The 26349-nt window shown below is 38.7% G+C and carries 14 protein-coding genes; 12 read left to right on the top strand and 2 right to left on the bottom strand.

What is annotated here, in order from left to right; genetic code table 11:
- Positions 1-203 precede the first annotated feature (203 nt).
- Entirely contained in the window at positions 204-1544 is a 1341-nt protein-coding gene (locus AABB81_RS07885; protein ID WP_342159773.1) for a DEAD/DEAH box helicase, read from the bottom strand.
- Between the two features lie 74 nt (positions 1545-1618).
- Here AABB81_RS07885 and AABB81_RS07880 point away from each other — a divergent pair, with 74 nt between their 5' ends.
- Positions 1619-2176 (top strand): hypothetical protein, encoded by a 558-nt coding sequence (locus AABB81_RS07880; RefSeq protein ID WP_342159772.1) that lies wholly within the window; start codon positions 1619-1621, stop codon positions 2174-2176.
- A gap of 49 nt (positions 2177-2225) precedes the next feature.
- Here the strand turns inward: AABB81_RS07880 and AABB81_RS07875 are convergent, their stop codons facing one another.
- The gene (locus AABB81_RS07875) at positions 2226-2615 is read right to left on the bottom strand and encodes a DUF302 domain-containing protein (protein ID WP_342159771.1); all 390 of its coding nucleotides are present in this window, start codon (positions 2613-2615) and stop codon (positions 2226-2228) included.
- A 636-nt stretch (positions 2616-3251) separates the two neighbouring features.
- Between AABB81_RS07875 and AABB81_RS07870 the strand changes: the two genes are divergently transcribed.
- The 11 genes from AABB81_RS07870 to AABB81_RS07820 all read left to right on the top strand — a co-directional run bounded on the left by AABB81_RS07870 (position 3252) and on the right by AABB81_RS07820 (position 26317).
- Positions 3252-6095 (top strand): triple tyrosine motif-containing protein, encoded by a 2844-nt coding sequence (locus tag AABB81_RS07870; protein WP_342159769.1) that lies wholly within the window; start codon positions 3252-3254, stop codon positions 6093-6095.
- Between the two features lie 284 nt (positions 6096-6379).
- The gene (locus tag AABB81_RS07865) at positions 6380-9394 is read left to right on the top strand and encodes a SusC/RagA family TonB-linked outer membrane protein (protein ID WP_342159768.1); all 3015 of its coding nucleotides are present in this window, start codon (positions 6380-6382) and stop codon (positions 9392-9394) included.
- 5 nt (positions 9395-9399) lie between these two features.
- A complete protein-coding gene (locus tag AABB81_RS07860) occupies positions 9400-10863 on the top strand; it encodes a RagB/SusD family nutrient uptake outer membrane protein (protein WP_342159766.1) in 1464 nt (487 codons plus the stop codon).
- 21 nt (positions 10864-10884) lie between these two features.
- A complete protein-coding gene (locus tag AABB81_RS07855) occupies positions 10885-14061 on the top strand; it encodes a hypothetical protein (protein WP_342159765.1) in 3177 nt (1058 codons plus the stop codon).
- 19 nt (positions 14062-14080) lie between these two features.
- Positions 14081-15712 carry a glycoside hydrolase family 16 protein gene (locus AABB81_RS07850; RefSeq protein WP_342159764.1) on the top strand — a complete coding sequence of 544 codons (1632 nt, stop codon included), beginning with the start codon at positions 14081-14083 and terminating at the stop codon, positions 15710-15712.
- A gap of 123 nt (positions 15713-15835) precedes the next feature.
- Entirely contained in the window at positions 15836-17347 is a 1512-nt protein-coding gene (locus tag AABB81_RS07845; RefSeq protein ID WP_342159763.1) for a glycoside hydrolase family 30 protein, read from the top strand.
- 16 nt (positions 17348-17363) lie between these two features.
- The gene (locus AABB81_RS07840; protein WP_342160764.1) at positions 17364-18899 is read left to right on the top strand and encodes a sugar porter family MFS transporter; all 1536 of its coding nucleotides are present in this window, start codon (positions 17364-17366) and stop codon (positions 18897-18899) included.
- Positions 18900-18968: 69 nt separating this feature from the next.
- Entirely contained in the window at positions 18969-22427 is a 3459-nt protein-coding gene (locus AABB81_RS07835; RefSeq protein ID WP_342159762.1) for a hypothetical protein, read from the top strand.
- Between the two features lie 8 nt (positions 22428-22435).
- On the top strand, positions 22436-23749 hold the full coding sequence (locus AABB81_RS07830; RefSeq protein WP_342159761.1) for a glycosyl hydrolase family 17 protein: 1314 nt from the start codon (positions 22436-22438) through the stop codon (positions 23747-23749).
- On the top strand, positions 23750-24781 hold the full coding sequence (locus AABB81_RS07825) for a glycoside hydrolase family 2 TIM barrel-domain containing protein (protein WP_342159760.1): 1032 nt from the start codon (positions 23750-23752) through the stop codon (positions 24779-24781). It abuts the gene before it with no gap.
- A 108-nt stretch (positions 24782-24889) separates the two neighbouring features.
- The gene (locus tag AABB81_RS07820) at positions 24890-26317 is read left to right on the top strand and encodes a glycoside hydrolase family 30 protein (RefSeq protein ID WP_342159758.1); all 1428 of its coding nucleotides are present in this window, start codon (positions 24890-24892) and stop codon (positions 26315-26317) included.
- Positions 26318-26349: the final 32 nt, after the last annotated feature.

Here is a 26349-nt window from a genome sequence, read left to right as displayed (position 1 = left end):
TTCAGGTATTAATAATGAGGTAAATATTGTGCACAAAAAAACTCTCCCTTTTACAGGAGAGTTCTCTTCTTTAACAATAACAATTTTCCCTAGTTTTAAAATAAAAACTAATGAGATAATACAACGCACATTCATTTTTATTATTGTAGAGCGAGGGTAAAAAAACAAGAAAAAATTGCGTATTTTTTTTTGCTGACAGTAAACTATTTTTTTCCTTTTGTCTTGGGAGGTCTGGTTTTAGGCTTTTTATACTTTTTTTTGATCTCTCTTTTGTAAGATCCGCCTAAATTAATTTTTTTATTTTTTTCACTTTTTTGATGAAAAGCTTCTCCTGGTTTTTCCTTTACTTTTTGTTTGATGCTGATTTCTTTTTCTGAACTGTGGTCTTGCTCTTCAGGCATGAGTTCCTTAGAGATCTCAACCTCTTTAGAAAGTTTTTCCAAAGGTATTTCTGTCTGCATCAGAATTTCAATTTCAAGAACAGCTTCTTCCTCGCCGGGAACAAATAGGAAAATCGCTTCTCCGCTATTCCTCGCCCTCCCTGTCCTTCCTATCCTGTGGATATATTGTTCGGGATATTTAGGGGCATCAAAGTTGATGACATGGCTTACTCCAAGAATGTCCATACCTCTCGAAACGATATCAGTGGCAATCAGAATTCTTACTGATCCGTCTTGAAATTTTTCAATAGCCTTAAAACGGTAATTTTGTGATTTATTTGAATGAATCAGTTCGAGTTCATCAATAAATGTTTCGCTCAATTCTTCGTAGAGCCTGTCTGCAATTTTTTTATTTTTGGTAAAGACCAAAACTTTGTCAAGCCCGTCTTGTCTCAGTAAGTGTTTTAAATAGTTTATTTTGGTTTTGTAATTGGGTACGGCAATACCTTTTTGTGTTATTTTTTCAAGCGGTGTTCCAACCGGTACTATCTCTATTTTTTTTGGACTCTTAAAAAAACTTTGGATCAGTTCATCCACTTCGTCTGTAATTGTAGCAGAGAACATAATGCTTTGTCGTTTTTTCGGTAGTATATCGAGAATGTTCATTAATTGAGGACGAAATCCAATAAAAAGCATCTCATCTACTTCGTCCAGTACCAGTTTTTGGACAGAGGCAAGTCGCAGAACCCCTGAAACGGCCAGGTCGAATAGCCTGCCCGGTGTTGCCACCAGTATATCGAGTCCTTGGCTGACCATTTCTTTCTGTTGATTGATATTTACGCCTCCGTAAACCCCTGCAATTCTCACATTCTGATAGGTAGTGAGTTCCTTGGCGACAGATACTACCTGAGCCACCAATTCCCTCGTAGGCACGATGATCAGTATTCTCGGGTGGATCTGATCAGAAAAAGTCAAAGATTTTAAAACAGGAAGGAGGTAGGCAAGGGTTTTGCCCGTGCCGGTTTGGGCCAGTCCAACCATATCGTTGCCTGAATTCACCGCCGGTATCGATTTTTCCTGGATGGGAGTAGGGGTGTGAATACCCATATCATTCAAAGCTTTTAGCTGTGGTTTGTTTACTTTTAGATCTTCAAATGATTTCATAGGGTGCTTGTTTTATTTTGCAAAATTAATTATACATTCGGGAAATCTATCATAAGATCAATAAATATTAGATAATGGTTGTAATTTATACCGTGCTTTTTAAAAGAATTCTACTTGTTTTCTCTGCGTTGCTTGTGTTTTCATGCTCAGATAATGATTCGCTACCAGAGCCTGTCAACAATCAATATGAACTGGAGGGTTCAATATTTATGATTGAAACTGAATTTTACCGGGAGTCTTCAGGTAGTCAGGGAGGAGTTGAACAAATCAGGTTAATGGAGCCCTTGCCTGACAGCGCTTTATATGACATAATTATTATTAGCCCTGTTCCGGGGCCTTCCTCGATCGAAGGCTCTTACGTTTATAGCAAGACGGAAGATATTGGTACTTATGAACTTGTCTTTATCCATGCTACCGATGGGGTTGAAACCACAGAATGGTATACAAATGGCGATAATGGTGCTTCACTTGAGATAAAGGCCATGGGTAAAAAGGATGGCAAGGAGATTTACCGGGTTTTAATTCCCGAATTTACCCTTAATTACGGCTATTGGGATTATTTGGCCGGTAAATGGGTCTCTCTAGGTCAAAAGGTCTTCAGGCTGAGTTATGAAGGCCCTGTTCTTGATTGAGATGCGCTTAAAGAGTTGTTCTCTGTACCTCATGTCCACAGGCTCTTTTTTACAATGCTTTGATGCAATTTTCAAGCTTGATTTTAACTTCTTGTGCCAGATCTCCTAAAGCTTCATTTTCTATGGCCTGCATGGAAGCCATGGGGTCTACTGCAGAAATTTCTATTTCTCCCTGCGTTCTTTCCTGCACAATAACATTGCATGGAAGCATTGTCCCTATTTTATTTTCAGCCTGAAGTGCCTTATAAGCAAAACCAGGGTTGCAAGCTCCAAGAATTTTATAATTGTAAAAATCAACGTCCAGTTTCTTTTTTAAGGTGTTTTTAAGATCAATTTCGGTCAGTATTCCGAAGCCTTCTTGCTTTAGAGCTTCAGTAATTCGTTCAATGCCTTCTTCAAAAGAAATGTTTTTTAAGGTCTTGTTTATGTAATAATCCATGATACAGTATTTAGGTATTTAATTTTTTGAACTAATCGTAAAGTTACGATTTTTAACACTGAAAGGCTTGCGATTTTTAATTTTTATCGGGGGTTTTAGTGGGGTTAATTTCTTAAAAAAGGAGCATTTATCAATTGATTTTTGATAGATTTCGATAAGTCCAAGCCCGAGAAATGAATTAGTTATGATAGGCTGTTTATGTCTCCAAACTGCAGGAAAGGGGAGAAGCGTGCAAGGTCATTTTACTGTTAAAAAAGCGGGTTATTATTTTTTATATTAAAAAAAGTAGAATTTCATAAATTAAAACGTAACAATATGACAATAAGTATTTTAAAATTAAAAATCATGCCACTATAGAATTTCCTTATAGTAGAAAAACACACAATTTTATTTTTTAATATAAAAACATAATAATTTTAATACCAATATATTACATGTTTTTATCTAATTAAAAAATTGAGATATGTAAAAAATACTGTATTTTCCTGGAAAGAGAAATGGAAAGTACTCAAATACAGATTAAAATAGCCCTGTCTTTTCCAAATTATTTTTTGGAATATTTAGAGAAATATGATTTGTGTCATTCGATTTTTTGATACTTCATCAAAGAGTTTGATATTGACTATATTTGGATCGATGAAATCAGATTACAATTTTAGATATCGCAGCGTTATCCTAAAACATCTTTTGATTGTTTTAACTCTTTTTATGACCTGTGGGTTTTTGAATTCTCAGGAACTGCCACCGATCCATAATTATTCCATTGCTGATTATGATGCAGGTAATCAAAACTGGTCAATAACCCAGACTGAAAACAAACATATCTTTTTTGGTAATAATTTGGGATTATTGGAATTCGACGGTACCCGCTGGAATTTACATCCTTCACCTAACGGAACCATTATCAGGGCTGTTCATTCGGTTAATGATCTTGTTTATACAGGCTGTTATATGGAATTTGGGTATTGGGTACCCAATGAGTATGGCAGTTTGGATTATATCTCGCTAATTGAAAAGTTAAATGAGCCTTTAATTGATGATGAACATTTTTGGAATATTACTTCTCGTGATGAGTGGGTGATTTTTCAATCGTTGAATCGTGTTTATCTCTACAATACTGAGGAAGAAAACTTTGAGATCATTGATTTCGATACTGTAAGAGCTAAGATCTTTAATCTGGGTGCGAACATTTACCTTCAGAAAAAGACAGGAGGTTTGTATGTAATTCGCAACGGGAAGGCAGTATTGATATCAGATCATAAGGTCTTTAGTGAAAGTTTTATCGTAGGGATCTATAATATTTCCAATAAATTGTTGATCATTACTGAATCGGGTAAATTTTATTTTTATGAAAATGACCAGATGACTGAATGGAGTATAGACGGATTGAATTCACTTCAGGAATTAAATTTATACACAAGCCTTCAGCTTAATGATAAGGGTTTTATTTTAGGGACTGTTTCCAATGGTTATATCCGTTTGGATATGTCGGGTAGGATCGTTGAAGCTGTCAATCAGGAAAAAGGATTGATCAATAATACCATATTATCTGCCTTTCAGGATGCAGATGATAATTTATGGATGGGCTCTGATAATGGCATTAGTGCTGTAAACCTGACGTCTGCTTTTAAAGTATATAAAGACCTTAAAGGTAAGTTAGGGGATGTTTATGCCTCCCTGGTTTATAATGGTTATATGTACCTGGGAACCAATCAAGGCTTGTTCGTAAAAGAACTGAATACTTCAAATGAATTTAAAATGCTCAGGAAAACAAATGGCCAGGTTTGGGATCTGAGGATTATTGATGGCACTTTATTTTGCAGCCATACCCGTGGAACTTTCATTATAAAAGGGGAGGCTGCAGAGCAGATTTTTTTTGAATCAGGTACATGGGGTGTCAATCCGGTCAAAGGAAGAGAAGACCTTTTACTTCAAGGAAATTACAATGGCTTAAGTATTTTAAAAAATGATGGCGATCAATGGAAGTATGGAAACAAAATTGATGGTTTTGATATTTCCAGTAAAACAGCGGTTTTGTTAGAAAATGGGAAAGTACTGGTTAATCATGAAAACAAAGGACTTTTTACATTGGAAATTGATCAGGATTTTAATAAAATCCTAAGTTCTGAATTGATTGCTCCAAAGGGATATGATTCAAGTATTTTAGCATATCACGATAAGGCATTGTACGCCTCCAATGAGGGTGTTTTTGATTTTGATCCAATTTCAATGCAGTTTTCAGTGGATTCTTTGCTCACCGTTGTTTTTTACAGTGAAGACGACAAGGTAATAGGCAGGTTGATCCTGGAAAAAGATACTCAAAAAATATGGGGGTTCTCAGAAAATAACATCATATTAATGATTCCCGATAATTTTGATGCCACACCACGTATAGTCAAAATAGCAGTCCCTGCGTTTTTTAGAAGAAATTTGGGCGTAACAGGGTACGAGAATATCTCGCGAATATCATCAAACAGATATCTTTTAGGCACCTCTAATGGGTATGTTACCCTGGATCTTGATCTTTTAAAGGAAGAACAATACCAGATACATATCAATTCCATATACCTTGAACACAGAAATTTTGATATGGATCAGATTTCTCTGAAGAACAATCAGGAGTTTGAATATGACCTTGGTAATTTGAACATTTCCTTTAATGTTCCCCAATATGATAAATACACAAAAGTGAGTTATCAGTATCGTTTAGTCGGGTTGAACGATGATTGGAGTAAGTGGTTTGGTGAACCCTCTATTTCTTTGGGCAAATTACCTTATGGCAGTTATACCTTTATGGTGAGGGCAAAAGTGGGAAATAAAATTACTGAAAATGAGGCTTTTTACAGCTTTGTTATTAAAAAACCATGGTATCTTACAAATGTAGCCATTGCGCTCTATATTCTTGGTTTTTTTCTCATCATTGGCCTGATTCATCAATCATACCTTCGATATTACAGGGGTCAGAGGAATAAACTTATTGAGGACAATAAAAAGAACCTTGAGCTTGCCGAATTGGAGAATGAGCAAAAGATTATAATCATGCGTAATGAACAATTGCAAACGGAGCTGAACAGCAAGAACAGTGAACTGGCTACTACAGCAATGAGCCTGATTAAAAAGAACGAGCTTCTTCTGGAAATTAAAAAAGACTTGTCGCACTTAAAAGATGAATCTTCGAAAACGGATGTGATCAAAGTGATTGATAAAAATTTGAGGAATAATAATGATTGGGATTTCTTTAAAGAAGCATTTAACAATGCAGACAAAGACTTCCTTCATAAAATAAAGGGATTACATCCTGATTTGACAGCCAATGACTTGAAATTTTGTGCATTTTTACGCCTCAATTTGTCATCAAAGGAAATAGCTCCATTGTTAAATATATCTGTAAGAAGCGTCGAAATTAAGAGGTATAGATTACGAAAAAAAATGAAGTTGGATCATTCAATTCATCTGATTGACTACATTTTAGAGATCTAAGGGACCCTACAATTGTTAAGAAACGTCTGATTCCACTACAACATTACCACAACATTTTTAGAAAACAGTGCATCATTCAAGTATAATTTGAATTTATTTTAGTGGCATTTAAATGATCATATAATAAGTACAATGTTATTAAAGCATGCAGGTTTTTGTACTATTTTATCATTATTCTGTACTCATTTATCAACGTACAAAGCTTCCGTGTATATTTTTTGTATAGGTTAAAAATGCTCAAAAATGATTTATGACTCATAAATTACCCCTTCAAATTTTGTTATATGAAGTCAAAAATATTTTTACTTGTATTCTTTTTTGCCCTTACCTCGAGTTTTGCTCAGAATGTGACGGTGAAGGGAACGGTTTATGAAAGCACGGATTCTCCATTGCCGGGGGTCAGTATCCTGGTGAAAGGAAGCAGTCTTGGAACTGCTACCGACTTTGATGGAAATTTCACTCTTGAAGATGTACCCCTTTCTTCTGTTCTTGTTTTTTCATATGTCGGGTTTCAGACCTATGAAGTCCAGATTGAAAATGATACACCTTTAACCATTACGCTTCAGGAAGACGCTGAGGCCCTGGATGAGGTTATTCTCATTGGTTACGGAACTCAGGCTAAAAAGGAGATTACCGGAGCGGTTGCGGTGGTAGGAGCTGATGCAATCGAAAAATTAAATCCAGTTCGGGTAGAACAAGCCCTGCAAGGTCAGGTATCGGGTGTAAGTGTTACATCCCAATCCGGTTCGCCAGGTAGTGCATCCAATATTCGAATTCGTGGGGTAACCACTAATGGGAACAACAATCCATTAATTCTTGTTGATGGAAACGTGATTGAAGATTTAAGTGTGATCAATCCAAATGATATTGAGAGTATTAACGTATTGAAAGATGCGACAGCCGGTATATATGGAGTAAGAGCTGCCAATGGAGTTATTTTGATTACGACCAAGTCAGGTACGAAAAGCAGTGACCTGACATTTGAATTGGATGCCTATGGAGGGATTCAGCAAACGACAAGGGAAATACCGGTTTTAGATGCAACTGAATACGCAGTTTTGGTGAATGAGGCCTTCGTGGCCGGGGGAGACACTCCACCTTTTTTAGATTTTACACAACTTGGCTCAGGAACAAACTGGCAAGATGAAATATTTCAAACGGCCCCAATATCGGATATTAATTTTTCGGTCAACAAGGGTTGGGAAAACTCAAAACTTTCAGTCGGGACTTCCTATCTAACACAAGATGGTATTGTGGGAGGCAGTGATGCGAATTTTAATCGTTTTACGGGCAGGGTAAATTATAACCTCGATTTTCTAAAAAATTTCAAGCTAACTACCTCAGCCATTTATACGACTACAAACAGAAAAAATTTACTTGAGAACACGCTGGGTTCAGTTTTGTTTAATGCCTTGAATATGGCACCTAATTTGACCGTTAGGGATGAAAATGGAGATTACACCCTGGCAGAAGGGCTCGGTAACGAGGTCATTAACCCTCAGGCACAGATTGAAAATACTTATAACAATACCAAAAACGAGAAAATAAGTGGAGTAATTGGTCTCAATTATTCCTTCCTGGAAAATTTTAATATTGAAACCAGGTTTCAGTTCAATTATGCGGAGGTTTCGGGAAAAGTGTTTTCGCCTGAAGTTTACTATGGATCAGGTAAGGTATTTAATGTTGACAGAAATGTTGTGACTGAATATCAGAATATCTACAGAGATTATACCTGGAATAATTTCCTTACGTATAAAAATACATTCGGTGATGACCATAACCTAAACGCCTTGCTTGCGATGGAAGTTATTCAATTCAGCGGAAAGTTTTCAGGATTAACCGGATTTGATATTCCAGGTAATTCCTATGAGAATGCCAGTATAGAAAACGCAACTGATGTTGTTGATAATTACCTTAATGGAGGCGATACTTATGATACTAGGTTACTGTCTTATTTTACCAGAGCGCAATACGATTACAAAGGAAAATACCTCTTGTCAGTTGTTTTGCGTAGAGATGCATCGACAAGGTTCGGGCCTGAAAACAGGGTTGGGTACTTCCCTTCTGTTTCGGCCGGATGGGTCATGTCGGACGAGTCATTTATGGAAAAAAGCTCCTGGCTAAATTTCTTGAAGTGGAGAGTAAGTTACGGTATCGTTGGAAATGACCGTATTCCTGACTATGGCTTTGTTTCCCTTTTAAACGGAGAAGCCACCTATGTGCTTAATGACGAGCTGATCTTTGGAAGGGCTGAAGGCGCCCTGGCTAACCCTGAAATCAAATGGGAGAGACAAAAGACTTTTGATGTGGGTCTGGATATGACTTTTTTGGATAACAAGATAAATGTCACCATGGATTACTTCAACAAGACCACTGATGATTTGTTGCTTGTTCCTCAGGTTTCAGGAATTCTTGGAGCTTCAGCACCCGGATCAAGACCACCAATTGTCAATGCTGGTTCGGTTGAAAATAAAGGTTTTGAATTTCAGATTGGCTTTAGTGATGATGTTTCTGATGATTTTAGATTCAACATTAGTTACAACATGACCTATTTAAAGAACGAAGTTACATTTGTTGCCAGTGAGAATGGATTTGTTCCGGGCGGATCTTTTGGAGTAGGACAAGATCCTCCTGCGAGAATGGAAGTCGGACAACCCATAGGTTATTTTTATGGCCTTAAAACGGATGGAATATTTCAAAACCAAAATGAAGTAGATAATCATGCAACACAGGTAAATGCTTCACCCGGAGATTTGAGATATGTGGATATCAATGAAGATGGTCAGATTGACGAAAACGACAGAACATATATTGGAGACCCGATAGCACCATGGTCAATGGGGCTTAACCTGGGAATGAATTATAAAAACTGGGATTTTAGCGCTTCCTTTTTCTCCTCAATTGGTAACGAGATCATCAGGAATTATGAACGTAACCAGCCTCTGACCAACAGAAGCACTTACTTCTTGAACAGATGGACAGGTGAGGGCAGTACTGACTCTTTTCCAAGAGTTACTACAGGGCCTAATTCAAATGGTTTATTGTCAGATTTTTATGTTGAAGATGGTTCCTATTTGAGAATTCAAAATATTCAACTGGGTTACGCATTTAATATGGATAATTCCAAAGGTATTGACAAATTCAGGATATATACCTCCGTCAACAATGCTTATACATTCACAAAATACAAGGGATATGACCCATCAGCTTCTTCAGGTGCACCTATTGGAGGCGGTATAGATCAAGGATTTTATCCAATTCCAAGAACCTATATGCTGGGTGTAAATCTTAAATTTTAATAACTATGAAAACACTTAAATTAACATCAGTACTGTTATTGTTTCTATTTGTAATAGTTACTTCCTGTAGTGATGATTTTGTGGATGTTGATTCACAAGATCCAAATTCAGAAGATTTTTTCAATGAGGAAGCTGATTATCAGGATGCCCTGATAGGTGCTTATGACTTGTTGCAATCATCCTATATAAACGTAATGTTGGGTGAAATTGCATCTGACAATACCCTTTCGGGAGGTGAAAGCGCCACCGATGTCCTGGGGATACAGGAAATTGACGAAATGATCCATACACCCGTAAATCAGCAGTTGAGAGACATTTGGAGCTGGATGTACGCAGGCGTGAACAGGGCCAACTACATCATGGAGTTTCAGGATAAAACTGATTTCCCGGGTAAGAACGTTGTACTTGCACAGGCGCGTTTTCTAAGAGCCTATTACTATTTTGAATTGGTGAAGTGGTTTGGAGACGTTCCACTTGCAGTGGATGAAAGGATTCAGTTTGGCGACCAGTTTGAAATAGAAAGAACTCCTAAAGCAGAAGTCTATGCCCAGATACAACTGGATTTGATCTATGCTGCAGATAATTTACCGGCCTCGTGGGACGAAGCAGAAACCGGAAGGGCTACCAAAGGAGCTGCTCAGGCCCTATTGGGAAAAGCCTATCTGTATCAGGAAAATTTTCCAAAAGCAGTAGAGTATTTAGAACAGGTTATTGGCGGACCTTATGATTTGGTTGAGGATTACGATACGATTTTTGAACAGGATGGCGAAAACGGTATAGAATCTGTTTTTGAAATTCAGTATACTGACAAAGAAGGAGCCGGATTTGGATGTTTACAATGTAGTGAGGGTAATGTAGCCGTCGGGTTCAATGGTATCAGGAATTATACCGGACCTGATTTTGAATCAGGATTTAGTTTTAATGTACCCACTCAAGAGGCGGTTGATCAATTCGAAGAAGGTGACCTTAGAAAGGATGTAGCCATACTCGATATTGATGCCTGGTCAGTTGCTAACGATGCTACTTTCTCAGAGGGCTACAAGCATACCGGATATTATAACAGAAAATATATTGCTCGCAAGGGAGACTTAAACACTGGAGATGCTAATCTGACTAACCCTAATAATTACAGGGCCATTCGATTTGCAGATGTACTGTTAATGGCAGCCGAAGCCTTGAACAGGGGAGGTCTTGGAGATGGTCAGGCACAAATATACTTAAACCGCGTAAGGGATAGAGCCGGATTATCAGAACTCGATCTAACCGGTCCTGCTTTGACAGAAGCGATCTATAAAGAAAGACGTGTCGAACTGTTAGGTGAAGGTCATCATTTCTTTGATTTGGTGAGAACCAAAAGAGCAGCGCAGGAAATACAAGGATTTACAAGCGGAAAAAATGAATTATTCCCCATTCCATCCATAGAAATAGAGTTAGCAGGAGATCGTTGGGCACAAAACCCAGGTTATTAAAAACACATAAAAAGAAGAAAGATGAAATATTTAAAAACCCTTTTAGTATTAATTATTTTTGGATCAGCCTTTGTGGCCTGTGAAAAAAACGACGTTTCTTATGCATTTCAAGAAATCTCGGCGCCTACGGATGTTACGGCTAATTTTGAAATAACACGAGATGACACAGGATTGGTTACAGTAACCCCATCCGGAGAAGGAGCAGAATCATTTAAGGTTTATTGGGGAGAATCCGCCAATGAAGAACCTGAAATTGTTACTCCCGGCGGATCTCTGGATCATATCTATGGCGAGGGAGAATATAAGGCTAGGATCGTTGGTGTAGGATCAACAAACCTTACCAGCGAGTATGCACAGATGCTAACGATTTCATTTAGTGCCCCGGAAGATTTGGAAGTAACGATAGATCAGAGTTCTCCAGATCCAAAATTAATTAAAGTGAGTGCAACAGCTGTAAATGCAACCTTATTTGAGGTTTACTATGGAGATGCAGATGATGAAGAGCCTACGCAGTTGATGCCTGATGAGACCATAGAGCATATATATGATGCCACAGGTGATTATACCGTGAGAGTAGTTGCCATAGGTGCCAGTGCTACAACCTTGGAATATACAAAAGTTATTACGATAGCAGAAGCATCAGGTGCTATTGCCCTGCCAATTACTTTTGATGATCCTGCGGTAAATTATGAAGGAAATATAGATGGTGCTTTCAGTGTCGTGGATATTCAATCAAAGGGAGGAGCTAATAATATCGATACAAAAGTAGGTGCGATTGAAAATGCAGGAGATGCTTATGAAGCCATTGTAGTCAATCTGGGAACACCTGTAGATTTTAGTTCCAACAAGAAGATTACCATAAAATTATGGTCAACAACCTCTATTCCTATAGCTATGAAGTTTGAAGGAGGAGTTGATGGAGAACGCGAAAATGAAGTAGTAGTAATACATGGTGGAACAGGTTGGGAAGACTTGACTTTTGATTATGCAACTGATGCCACGAAGAGTTATATTGATGGCAACCAGGGTGTAGGAGAACCTTTTGTACCTACAGGGAAATATGCAACCATGGTCATTTTTGTTGACTTTGCAGGAACCACTGCAGGAACTTTCTATATTGATGACATAGAACAGGAAAATCTTTTTACGACTCCATTTGAGCTTCCGATTAGTTTTGATGATTCATCAGTTGACTATGTTGGGTCAGTTGAAGGTAATTTTAGCGTGGTGGATAATCCTGCCCCGGGAGGAGCTAATGATGTTGCTTCCAAAGTAGGAGCCATTGAAAATGGAGGAGAAGCCTATGAGGCCGTAGTCATGAATTTAGATACACCGGTTGACTTTAGTGGCGACAAGACCATAACTATGAAATTGTGGTCGACAGCTTCATTGCCCATATTAATGAAGTTCGAAGGTGGAGTTAATGGAGAACGCCAGAATGAAGTTTTGGTGACACACGGCGGAACCGGATGGGAAGATTTGACCTTTGACTATGCGAACAATGCAGTAAAAAGTTATATAGATGGAAATCAAGGTGTAGGAGAACCTTTTGTTCCTACGGGACAGTATGCTACCATGGTCATCTTTGTTGATTTTGGTGGAACAACAGCCGGAACATTTTATATTGATGATATAGAGCAAGCCGGAGCAGCTGTAGCATGTGCTGACGAAATGGATGAAAACATTGATCCTGCGGCCGGCGATATTAACTGGACGTTTAAAACTAACGACCTGGACCATGCTTTTGAGCCATTTGGAAATATAGATTCTGAAATTGTATCCAATCCGGATCCTTCGGGAATTAACGAAAGTTGTAACGTACAGAGTTATGTAAAATCAGCTCCATGCGAAACCTGGTCTGGTGTGGGTAAAGCACTTGCCAACCCTATTGATTTAACCACAGCTACCAATAAGGCATTTAGCTTGATGGTCTATGGAGAATCGAAAACGACAACCGTAACCTTACAGTTGGAATTTGAGCCTTATCCGAATACCGCTCCTCTTGTCGCCATTAATCAGGAAATGACCAAAGTGGGAGAATGGGAAGAATTGACTTTTGATTTCTCGGCACATTCAGATAAAACCTTCAAAAGCATAATCGTTTATTTTGACAGGGATCAAGCCTGTGATGATTCGGTCTATTATTTTGACAACCTTAAACAAGTGTTCGGGGATTCAGGAACCAATCCACCAGCCGGCGGGCCAACCAGTTTCCCAATAGATTTTGAAACCGGTGAGACAGGTGGGACTTCAACATTTGATGTTTTTGAAGCTGATACGCCTCCATTGGAAGTAATTGAGAACCCGGATATGTCAGGAGCGAATACAAGCGCAACCGTAGCGAAATTTACAGCGCCATTTGGCGGGGCAGATTATGCAGGTACTGTGACTCCTTTGAGCCAGAAATTTACTTTGGATGCCTCGAACAGCCTTGTTTCTATAATGGTTTGGAAATCGGTAATCAGTGATGTGGGAATAAAGTTTGAATCGAATAAGGCATCTACGGGTGAAATAAAAATAAAGAACACCAAGATCAACGAATGGGAAGAAATCATCTTTGATTTTTCAGGAAAAATTGGCGAACCCAGTTCAACAGATATTGATGCCATTGTTATCTTCCCGGATTTTGATGCCAGAACCCAGGAAAATGTGGTTTACTTCGATAACATTACTTTGTCTGCTTCAAGCAGTGGGCCTTCAGGGTCAATTGAATTGCCTCTTAGTTTTGATGATCCTTCCGTTGACTATGCAGGATCAATAGATGGTTCTTTCAGCTTGGTGGACAATCCTGCGCCCGGAGGTGACAATAATGTTGCTTCCAAAGTAGGGGCTATTGAAAATGCAGGAGTAAATTGGGAAGCTATTGTGGTTAACATGCAAACACCCGTAGATTTTAGTGCCAATAAAACGATCAAAATAAAGGTATGGTCAACAAGTTCTTTACCAATTTTATTGAAGTTTGAAGGTGGTGTTAGTGGAGAGCGGCAGAATGAAGTTTCAGTGAATCACGGAGGAACAGGCTGGGAGGAATTAACCTTTGATTTTGCTACCAGTGCTACTAAAAGTTATATAGATGGCAACCAGGGTGTTGGAGAACCTTTTGTTCCAACAGGACAATATGCAACTATGGTTATTTTTGTTGATGGCCCGGGAACAGCAGCTGGAACATTCTATATTGATGACATAATTCAAGAATAAGAAGATAAAATATAACGATATGAAGACTATATATAAAAGCATATTTTATTTGCTGCTCATTCTGGGAATAAATGGATGCCAGGAAGATGAACCAAAGCTGGAAACGCTTTTGGTTCCCACAAACCTGGATATCACGGCCCAGGTTTTTGATGATGAGTCAGGTAACGTAACAGTAACCACAACAGCGGATAATGCCCTTACGATACATGTTATTTTTAAGGAGAACGCAGAACCTGTTGTTGTCAGCCCGGGTGAAACGGCCCAGTATCAGTATATCCGATCTGGAGATTACTCTCAGATTATTACTGTTATAGCCTATGGCCCAGGAGGAATAGCATCTTCCAAAACAATCAGCGTGGATCTGTCCGTACGACTTTTAATTGATCCTGATATTTTAAGGAAAATTGCAGGTGACGGCAGCAAGCGATGGGTTTGGAACCAAAAAGAAGAAGGCCACTGGGGAGCAGATGCTGCGTTTAACGATGAAAATAATGGTTATAAAGCGCCTCCAAATTCTATAAGCCCTTGCGCCTATGACGATGTTTTGATTTTTGGTTATGACGCAAATGATAATTATACGTATCAGATGGAATTAGGGGAAAACAATGAGACGCTTGTTGGCTGGGCCGATGTGCAATATTTCTTCCCAAACAGCAACCCTTCTCAGTATGTTGATGAATGTCTTGACATTACCAATACCGACCCTAAAATAGAAACAGATACAGGTTTCCTTATTTTTAGAGGTGATGATGGTGAGTTATATTTACAAGTAGAAAATAGTACCTTGTCGTTTTGGTCAGGTGCCCAGGTTTATAAAATTTTAGAACTAACAGATGATTTGTTATCTGTTAGAGGTGACCATAAGCCTATACTTGAAGGTATAGAGATCGCTTATTATCATGAATTCAGGCCAGAGGATTATGATCCCAATAAAGATCAGGATTTTACAAATTTGGTATGGCAGGATGAATTCGATACAGACGGAGCTCCTTCAGCTGAGAATTGGAACTATGATATTGGCAGAGGAAGTAATGGTTGGGGTAATAATGAATCACAATATTATACCGACAGAACTGAAAATGTAACCGTTTCAGATGGAGTTTTAAAGATAACGGCAAAAAAGGAAAGTTTCGAAGGCGCTGAATATACTTCGGCAAGGTTAAAGACTCAAGATAAATTTGATTTCACTTATGGAAGAGTTGATGTAAGAGCCAAACTGGCCGGTGCAGGAGGTACATGGCCTGCCATATGGATGTTGGGTTCTAACTTTACAACCGTTGGCTGGCCCAAATGTGGAGAAATAGATATAATGGAGTATGTTGGAAATAACCCGGGAACGGTACAAAGTGCCATTCACACCCCTTCGAGTTCAGGGAACACAGTCAATGTAAAGTCTGCATCGATAACCAATGAAACAAGTGAATTTCATGTTTATTCGGTCATATGGTCTGGTGATAAAATCAGTTTCCTGATTGATGACGAGAAATTTTACAGCTATGAACCGGATGTTAAAGATGAAGGCACATGGCCATTTGATGCGAGTCAGTTTTTAATAATGAATGTTGCCGTGGGAGGAACCTTGGGCGGCTCAATTGATCCGGACTTCTCAGAATCGGTTATGGAAATAGATTATGTAAGAGTTTATCAATAAATTAGTTATTATTTGGAACGCAAGCATTGGAGGCTTGCGTTCTTTTTTTATTGAATATTGGAGGAAAAGTATCGGGAATAATAAATTTTAAACCTTACTTTTGGTGAAACAAACCCAAACCTTATGAAAGACAAGAACAATACTTTAAAATTATTTATTGGGCTTATATTGAGTGCTGTGATGATTTCCTCCTGTGAAAACCCTGCAAAAGAAACCTCTTTACAGGAAGCCCCTGAAAAGAAAAGTGGAAGGGCTCCTTTATCCATTTCTGAAACAGAAATATACACTACTGCACATGGTACAGACCTTAAGCTCAGCCAAACAGGCACTGTGAGTTTTGATAAATTTATCCAGCCTCTTGAAACAGAAGCCTCAATTTTAGTCAATACAGATCGTTTACATCAGGATTTTGTTGGTATAGGAGCGGCCCTGACAGATGCTGCAGCCGAAACTTTTTATAAATTAAACAAGGACCAACAGGATCTTTTTATGGAGGCTTATTACAGCATCGATAAGGGAATCGGATATTCATTGTCAAGGACCATTATTCATAGCTGTGATTTTTCCAGTGGTAGTTATACCTATATCGAAGAAGGAGATGCAGAACTAAAGACTTTTAATATTGATCATGATAGAAAATACAGGCTTCCGTTTACCAAAAAAGCGATTGAAGCTGCAGGAGGTGACTTGCTCATGTTTGCAAGTCCCTGGAGCCCGCCTGCGTTTATGAAAACAAATGGAAATATGCTACAGGGAGGAAAGTTGAAACCTGAATTCTTCCAGTCCTGGGCCAATTATTATGTCAAATTTATCGAAGCGTATGAGAAGGAAGGAATTCCTATCTGGGGCCTGAGCATTCAAAATGAACCTATGGCGGTTCAAACCTGGGAGTCATGTGTCTATACGGCTGAGGAAGAACGAGATTTTTTAAAGAATTATTTAGGGCCCACTCTTGAAAAGTCCGGGATGGGGGATAAGAAAGTAATCGTTTGGGATCACAACAGAGACCTCTTATTTGAAAGGGCCAATGTTATCCTTAGCGATCCCGAGGCAAACAAATACGTTTGGGGAACCGGGTTTCACTGGTATGAAGACTGGAAAGACGGAATGCCAATGTTCAAAAATGTTGCCGCAGTCAATGAGGCATACCCCGATAAGAAATTGATTTTTACCGAAGGTTGCAATGAGCGGTATGATTTGGAGAGGTTAAAAAATGATGATCCGAAATTGGCCGAAAGATATGGCAAAGCGATGATCAATGATTTCAACAATGGCACAGTTGCCTGGACCGACTGGAATATATTGCTGGATGAGACCGGAGGGCCTAACCATGTAGGAAACCTTTGTTTTGCTCCTGTTCACGGAGATACAAAAACAGGGGAATTGACATTTACGCGATCGTATTATTACATAGGTCATTTTTCAAAATTCATTCGCCCCGGAGCCAAAAGAATTTCAACAGGAACAACGGCTAATAAGCTGAGTGCTACTTCATTTTTAAATACTGATGGCAGTATCGTTATTGTCGCGATGAATGAAAGTGACAACGAACTTGATTATATGTTGAGTCTTGAAGGAAAAACAGCCAAATTATCTATGCCGGCACATGCTATCCAGACTATTGTATTAAAATAGAAATACTGAATACTACATCAATGAACCAAAATTCGCTTTTATGAATAAATCGTATACGCTTTTCATCAGTTTTATTGTAGCCTTGGGAGGTTTTCTTCTGGGATTTGACAGCGCTGTAATTTCAGGAGCTATCAGCGGGATCAGGACGTATTTTGAAATGTCTGATTGGGAATTGGGATTTTCAGTGGGTTGTGTGATTTTTGGTGCCATGGCCGGAAATATTGTTGCCGGACCCATGAGTGATCGCTTTGGCAGAAAGAATGTTTTGTTGTTCACGGCAATTCTCTTTACCATATCGGCTATTTGGTCGGCAACTGCTACAACTTACGTTACTTTTGTCATTGCCAGGATTATTGGTGGAGTTGGAATAGGTGGTGCAATTTTAATTGCACCTATTTATATAGCTGAGATCGCCCCTCCTAAACTCAGGGGAAGTCTGGTTTCGTTAAATCAATTGAATATTGTTATCGGGATATCAGTAGCCTACTTTTCCAATTATTTTTTAAAAGATTTGGAAGGTGAAAGTTGGAGGTGGATGCTAGGAGTAGAAGCCATACCTGCATTTTTATATTTTATCGCTTTGTTTGCTGTGCCGAGAAGCCCAAGATGGTTGATACAGAGGTTAAATCTTGTCGAGATCGCCAGAAAGATCCTGATTAGAATTGGCGGCAAGGAATATGCTCAAATTACCATAGATGAAATTCAAAGGGGTATCGCAAAGAAAAAACCTGCAGGTACAGTAAGAGAATTGTTCACAGGCAAAATGAGTACCATCATGATCATTGCGTTTGGCATTGCATTTTTCCAACAGATCACTGGTATCAACGCGATCTTTTATTACGCGCCAACCATATTTGAACAGGCGGGCGGTAGTACAGACAGTTCATTTCTACAGGCTATTGTCGTAGGATTGACAAATTTGTTATTCACATTGGTTGCCATAAGGCTTATCGATAAATTAGGTCGTAAACCTCTTCTGATCATTGGTACAGCAGCGATGACTATTGCCTTATCTATGGCAACTTTAGCCTTTAACAATGCTACTTATGACGTCAACGAGATGACGCTGTCAAAAATTGAAAACAAAGAAATGAGAGCTGCCTTATCGGCCTTGGAAGGCCAGTCATTCAGCTCACAAAAAGAAATTTTTACCGCGGTTAGCCCCTTATTGAATGAGGATGAGTTGTTCAGTTTTAAACGCAATGAAATAAAGAATTTTATCAGTATCAATGCAACACTTGTACTGATAGCGATTTTATTATATGTTGCTGCCTTTGCAATTTCGCTGGGGCCTGTGATGTGGACTTTATTATCAGAAATATTCCCGGGCCATATCAAAGGAATTGCAATTTCGGTTGTCGGGTTCTTTAACTCTTTGGTGAGCTATACAGTTACACAATTCTTTCCATGGGAACTTACAAATTTAGGACCTACTTTAACCTTTGCCATTTATGCCGTTTTAGCGTTGTTATCATTGGTGTTTGTGAACAGATACGTGATAGAGACCAAAGGGAAAAGTTTAGAGCAAGTGGAAGAATTATTAATCAATTGATATAAGAAGTTTAATCAGCCTGAAGCAATAACAATTGTAAAAATTACCGGGGCTGCTAAATAATGAATCATGAGTGCGAATCAAATATATGCAGGAAATAATAAAATTTCCTTTGACACAAGGGAAATAAAGGGTGAATTCATTCATTTTGATGGTGAAAATTATTATAAAATTTCCAATAATGAGGCGATGAGGCCTTTTTTTATGAGTATTGTAAGCGACTCAAACCATTGGATGTTTATTTCGAGTAATGGAGGCCTGACGGCTGGCAGAAAGGATGCTGAATCTTCGTTATTTCCGTATTACACAGATGACAAAATTACAGAATCGGCAGAAATTACAGGGAGTAAAACGATTTTGCAGGTTCATAAAGAAGGCAAAACCTACCTGTGGGAGCCATTTTCCAACAGGTATTCTGGCATTTATAAAATCCAAAGAAATTTATATAAAAACACCTTTGGAAATAAGGTGATTTTTGAAGAATCAAATAAAGATTTGGGTCTTACTTTTAGATACCAATGGAATTCAAGCAATAAATTCGGGTTTGTAAAAAAATCAACTTTAATCAATGAAGGTTCCTCGGTCGCTGAAGTGAGACTTATAGATGGTATTCAGAATATACTGCCATATGGTGTTAATGCCGGTTTGCAAAATGACAGAAGTAATTTGGTTGATGCCTACAAAAAAAGCGAATTGGAGCCGGGAGTTGGCATAGGTATTTATGCTTTAAGTGCAATAATTGTGGATAAAGCCGAGCCCAGTGAGGCTCTAAAAGCAACTGTAGTTTGGTCCTCTGGAATAGAGAATCCAACATATTTACTGTCTTCTTTGCAACTGGATAAATTTAGAAAAGGGGAAGGAATTACTCAGGAAGTAGATGTTAAAGCCGAAAAAGGGGCTTATTTTGTTTGTTCTTCCATCACTTTAGAACCCCATGCTGAAAAGAAATGGATACAGGTTGCCAATGTCAACCAAACCATGGTTCATATTAGTGAAATTTCTGAATTGATTCAAAGCGGGAAAGACCTTCATGCGCTTGTTCAGGAAGATATTGAATTGGGATCAAGAAATTTACTGGAGTTGAATGCCGCTGCTGATGGCGTGCAGTTAACGGCAGATAAATTGATGAATACAAGGCATTTTTCCAATACCCTTTTTAACATTATGCGTGGCGGAATTTTTGATGATGGTTATAAAATAGAAAAATGGGATTTTGTAAAATACCTTGAAGTAGCCAATAAGAAAGTGTTTAAGAAAAAGGAAGAACTTCTGCATAATCTTCCTGAGACCTTTACCCTCTTTCATCTGAAAAATTTGGCTCAAAATGATGCGGATAAAAATTTCAAAAGGCTTGCCATTGAATACATGCCTTTGAAATTTAGCAGGAGACACGGTGATCCAAGCAGGCCATGGAACAGGTTTTCGATCAATACGACAAATGAGATAGACGGTTCAAAAATATTGGATTATGAAGGTAACTGGAGAGATATTTTTCAAAACTGGGAAGCTTTGGCACATTCATATCCAGAGTTTATTGATGGCATGATCCATAAATTTTTAAACGCAACAACGTTTGATGGTTATAATCCTTACCGGGTTACAAAGGATGGGTTCGACTGGGAGACCATTGAACCAGACGATCCTTGGTCGTATATAGGGTATTGGGGAGATCATCAAATTATCTACCTGTTGAAGTTTTTAGAGTTTATTGAGCATTATTACCCGGGTCGTCTGTCGGCTTACTTTGATCAGGATATTTTTGTTTATGCCAATGTCCCATACAGAATTAAAAGTTATGCTGATATCTTGTCAAACCCAAAAGACACCATTGATTTTGATCATGAATCAGACGAAAGAATTGCTCAAAAAAGAGTGGAATTGGGTGCTGACGGCGCCTTACTCAGAGATGAAAACTATTTTATCTACAAGGTAAACCTCATTGAAAAGTTATTGGCAACCGTACTGGCAAAAGTTTCAAACTTTATTCCCGAAGCTGGAATATGGATGAATACACAAAGACCTGAATGGAATGATGCCAACAATGCTTTGGTAGGAAACGGTGTCTCAATGGTGACCCTGTACTACCTCAGGAGGTTTTTGAATTTCTTTGAAGGAATCGTCAAAAACTCGCCTGTAAAGAGCAACGAAATTTCTGTGGAACTGACATTATTTTTTAATAAGGTCCTTACAACCTTTGTAGAAAATGAACAGATACTTTCAGGAAATGTATCGGATAAAGACCGAAAGGGTGTGCTCGATGGCCTTGGAAATGCCGCAAGTGAATTTAGAACGGGAATTTATGATAATGGTTTTTCAAGCGATAAGGATTACATCTCGAAAAACGATCTGCTGCGCTTTTTGGAAATTTCAAAACGATTCTTGGACCACACCATAGACGCAAATAAAAGGGAAGATAAGCTGTTCCATGCCTACAATTTAATGACTGTAGAGAATGATTCAGAAGTTTCTATTTCATATCTGCCAGAAATGTTAGAAGGTCAGGTTGCTGTTTTAAGTTCCGGATATATTTCTGGAGAAACTTCGCTGGAGTTACTGGATGCATTGAAAAACAGTGCTTTGTTCAGGCCGGATCAATACAGTTATATATTATACCCCGATAAAGAATTGCCAAGGTTTGATGTCAAGAATAATATACCTGCCGAAAAAGTAAAAGCATCAGCATTATTACAAAAGCTATTACAAGATGGCAACAAGCAGGTCATTGAAAAAGATGCGAAGGGGATCTTTCACTTTAACGGAACATTTAACAATGCAGATAGTTTAAAGAAAGCCCTGGCGGGATTGCCTGAAACATACGAATCCCTGGTACAAAAGGATACTCAGTATCTTTTAGATGTTTTTGAAGGAATTTTTGACCATAAATCATTTACCGGAAGATCAGGCACATTTTTCGGATATGAGGGATTAGGTTCTATTTATTGGCACATGGTATCAAAATTGGTTTTAAGCATTCAGGAAACTTGTTTGTCTGCCATCAAGAAGGGCTTGGACGAAGTTACCATCGGAAGATTATTGGATCATTATTATGAGGCAAATGAAGGTATAGGAGTTCATAAATCACCTGAACTATACGGTGCTTTTCCTACTGACCCGTATTCGCACACCCCCGCCAATAAAGGGGCACAGCAGCCTGGTATGACAGGGCAGGTCAAGGAAGATATTTTGAGCAGATTCGGTGAACTGGGAGTGTTTGTTTCGGATGGGAAACTTTTTTTCTATCCTCGTTTGCTCCGAAAAGAGGAGTTTTTAAAAGAACCTGTGGCATTCAGGTATATTGATGTTGACAAAAAAGAAAAGGAGATTGAAGTAGACAAGGGATCTCTTGGTTTTACTTATTGTCAGATTCCAATCATTTATAAATTATCCGAAAAAGAAGGTTTAAAAGTCTCGTTTCATGAAGGTCCCGCGCTTGAATTTTCAGACTTATATATTGATTATCAGACAAGTAAAAAAGTTTTTGAAAGAACAGGAGAAATCAGTCAGATTGTTGTTTCATTTAAAAAGTAGTGAACAAAATGAAATTTAGTTTAAAAAATATTCTCCTGCTAGGCACTTTAATTGCCATTTTTGGATGTGTAAATAAATATGATAAAAAAGGAAATGAGGTGATTAATGACACAAACATGAATAAGGAAAAAGAGCTTACGGCCGCTGACATTTTAGGAAACCCGGATTATTTAGCCATGTCTTACGGAGGTTATAGAAATGTTGATCACGGTATTGAACCGGCCATAGACCAGCTGAAAGAAGACATGAAGATTCTGGCAGCAATGGGTGTTAAAATTGTGCGCACCTATAAGGTGCACTTAGCACAAGCTACTAACCTTTTAAAAGCCATAAGTGAATTAAAACAAGAAGATCCGGAGTTTGAAATGTATGTGATGCTGGGCGCATGGATCGATTGTAAAAATGCCTGGACAGATCTTCCTCCCGATCATGAAGTCGAAAGTGAAACCAATGCGTCACAAATTCTGGTAGCAGTGCATCTGGCAAATAAATATCCTGATATTGTGAAAGTAATTGCTGTAGGAAATGAAGCCATGGTAAAATGGGCCGCCACTTATTACGTGCAACCTGCGGTAATTTTAAAATGGGTCAATCATCTGCAGGAGTTAAAAGAAACCGGAAAACTTTCAAAAGACCTATGGATTACAAGTTCTGATGATTTTGCCTCATGGGGTGGGTTAGGTACTGAATACCATACCGAGGATCTTGAAAAATTGTATCGTGCAGTGGATTATGTCTCCATGCATACCTATCCTTATCACAATACACATTATAATCCTGATTTTTGGGGAGTTCCCGAGGATGAAGAAGGCCTGTCGGATATTCAAAAGATAGATGCTGCCATGCTGCGTGCCAAAGAGTTTGCCATATCTCAATATGACAGTGTTTCAAATTATATGAAGAGTATAGGTGTTCAAAAGCCAATTCATATTGGTGAAACAGGATGGGCAACTGTGTCGGATGGCTTTTACGGCGATACGGGCTCGAGGGCAACTGATGAATATAAGGAGGCCATGTATTATAAATTGATGCGTGAGTGGACCAATGAGAAAGGGATTTCTTGTTTTTTCTTTGAAGGTTTTAATGAGCCATGGAAAGATTCAAAGAACGAAAAAGGATCTGAAAATCACTTTGGTTTGATCACTCAGGATGGTCAAGCGAAATATGCCTTATGGGAGATGGTTGATCATGGAAATTTTGAGGGCCTGACAAGAGACGGGAAGCCTATAACCAAAACATTTGAAGGAGACAAAGAAGCAATGATGAACACCGTATTGGTACCACCAACTGCAATTGAAATTGCAAAAAAAAGCGAAGAATAAATGAGTAAGACTAGTTTTATTATATGTACAGTTGTGTCTTTTCTGTTGGTAGGTTCCATGAACTCATGCCTGTCGCCCGAGGGCTCTGGTGAAATAAAAATTTCAGGGCGTCAAATTATGGTCGATGGCAGCCCTTATTTAATAAGGGGTATCTGTTATAATCCTGTCCCGAAGGGCAGTGATAAAAGGAATTTTAGCAACCTGACTCAGGATTTAGCGCTAATGGTGGAAGCTGGTATAAATACAGTGAGAGTTTATCAACCTATTGATGATAAGGCCGTTTTGGACGAAATAGATGCTGCAGGCATAAAAATTATTATGGGCTTTGGATTTGATCAGGGGGGAAAGTTTGATATGGTTTCCGGTACCTTTATCGATTATGTCAATACCTACAAGGACCATAAAGCCATATTGCTATGGGAACTTGGCAATGAATATAATTATCACCCGCAATGGTTTAATGGGGATGTTAAAAACTGGTATACCGCACTGAATAATGCAGCCGGACTTATTAAGAAACAAGATGCTTCTCACCCTGTAACTACGGCTCATGGTGAATTGCCTGATGCATTGGCACTGGCTTCATGCCCGAATATCGACGTTTGGGGCATGAATGTCTATCGCTGGGATGAACCGGGAGAAATATATTCTCAATGGGAAAGCATAAGTTCAAAACCCATGTACTTATCTGAAGCCGGAGGGGATAGTTATATGACGATCACGAAAGCAGGCTATGAACAAGGCGTTAATGAAAAAGCCCAGGCTGCCGCAAATGCCAAAATACTGGAAAGCGTTTTTAGTCATACGGAAGTGTGTTCGGGTGTAACTTTATTTGCATTTGCAGATGAATGGTGGAAAGCCGGCAATAATGAAGTTCAGGATATTGGCGGATGGGCCCCCAATAGCACAGGTGTGCCTTATGATGGAAGCCCCAACGAAGAGTATTGGGGAATTCTGGATATAGACAGGAATAAAAAAGAAACCTATGATATTGTCAAAACAAAGTACAGGGAATTGTCCAAACAAAATTAGGTTAGGAGTCATCATATGATCATATCAGCATATACATATATGAACCGGTTAAATTCTTTCATCTGCACTTTAATTTTGATGACATTGATAGGATGTAATACAAAACAAATGGATTTAGAAGTTGAAGTATACGAAACTTCGGCTAATGGCAATAAGCTCAGGGAGATATCAGAGTTTTCATTAGGGCAAGAGCTGTCTGCCGTACAATTATTACCGGATGAAACATATCAGAGGATCACAGGATTTGGAGGATCATTTACCGAAGCCTCTGCCCATTTGTTGAACAGCTTGAGTGAAGAAAATCGGAAAAAAGTTCTCGAGGCCTATTTTGGTGATGATGGAGCCAGATATTCCCTGACACGTACGCATATGAATTCCTGTGATTTTTCCTTGAGCAATTATTCCTATGCTCCCGTTAAAGGAGATAAAGACCTCAAAAGTTTTTCAATTGATGAAGACCTGGATGATTTGATCCCAATGATCAAAGACGCCATGGCCATATCAAAAGACGGGTTTAAAATTCTGTCGTCGCCATGGACGGCTCCGCCATGGATGAAGGATAACAATGACTGGCGCGGAGGTAAATTATTGCCCGAATACAACGATACCTGGGCCTTGTTTTTTTCAAAATATATAGATGCCTATAAATCTGAAGGAATTGATATCTGGGGTTTCACCGTAGAAAACGAGCCTTTAGGGAATAATAACAACTGGGAGAGTATGCATTTTACACCTGAAGAGATGACTGATTTTGTAAACAATCATCTTGGGCCAAAACTTGAAGCAGACGGGCATGATGTGAAAATTCTGGGTTACGATCAGAACCGGGGTGAGGAGTTAAAAGAATGGGCTGATGTGATGTACCGGGACGAAGTATCGTCAAAGTACTATGACGGAATAGCTGTCCACTGGTATGGAAGCACCTATGATTACTTTGCCGAATCACTTCAGTATACCCATAAGAAAGCCCCTGAAAAATATTTAATTCAGTCTGAGGCTTGTGGCGATTCTGAAATCCCTAAATGGCAGGATGATCAGTGGTACTGGTCTAAAGAATCTACTGATTGGGGATGGGACTGGGCACCCGAAGATCAAAAATATTTACATCCAAAATACGCCCCTGTAAATCGTTATGCCAGAGATATTATCGGATGTTTGAATAACTGGGTGGATGGCTGGATCGATTGGAACATGGTTCTCGACAGGCAAGGAGGCCCGAACTGGTTTAAAAATTGGTGCCTGGCCCCGGTAATAGTTGATCCGGATCAGGATGAGGTATACTTTACACCGATCTTTTACACACTTAGTCATTTCAGTAAATTTATAAGGCCAGGTGCAACACGTATCGGATTTGAAAATTCGGATAAATCATTAATGGTCACTGCAGCAAAAAACCCGGATGGGTCGATTGCCGTAGTTATTTTTAACGAGGGAGATACATCCAAGAATTTTACCTTGTCTCTAGGTGATAAAACGATCAATATCAGCATAAATAAAAAAGCGATTCAAACTATACGAATACCAAATCTGTCATAGGAATCATTCCTGCAGCTTACTAATTAAAAACT

The sequence above is a fragment of the Lutimonas vermicola genome (genome assembly GCF_038433205.1).
GTDB lineage: Bacteria > Bacteroidota > Bacteroidia > Flavobacteriales > Flavobacteriaceae > Lutimonas > Lutimonas vermicola.
Note: the sequence above shows the minus strand (reverse complement) of the source record. Positions and strands in the feature narration are given on the sequence as shown.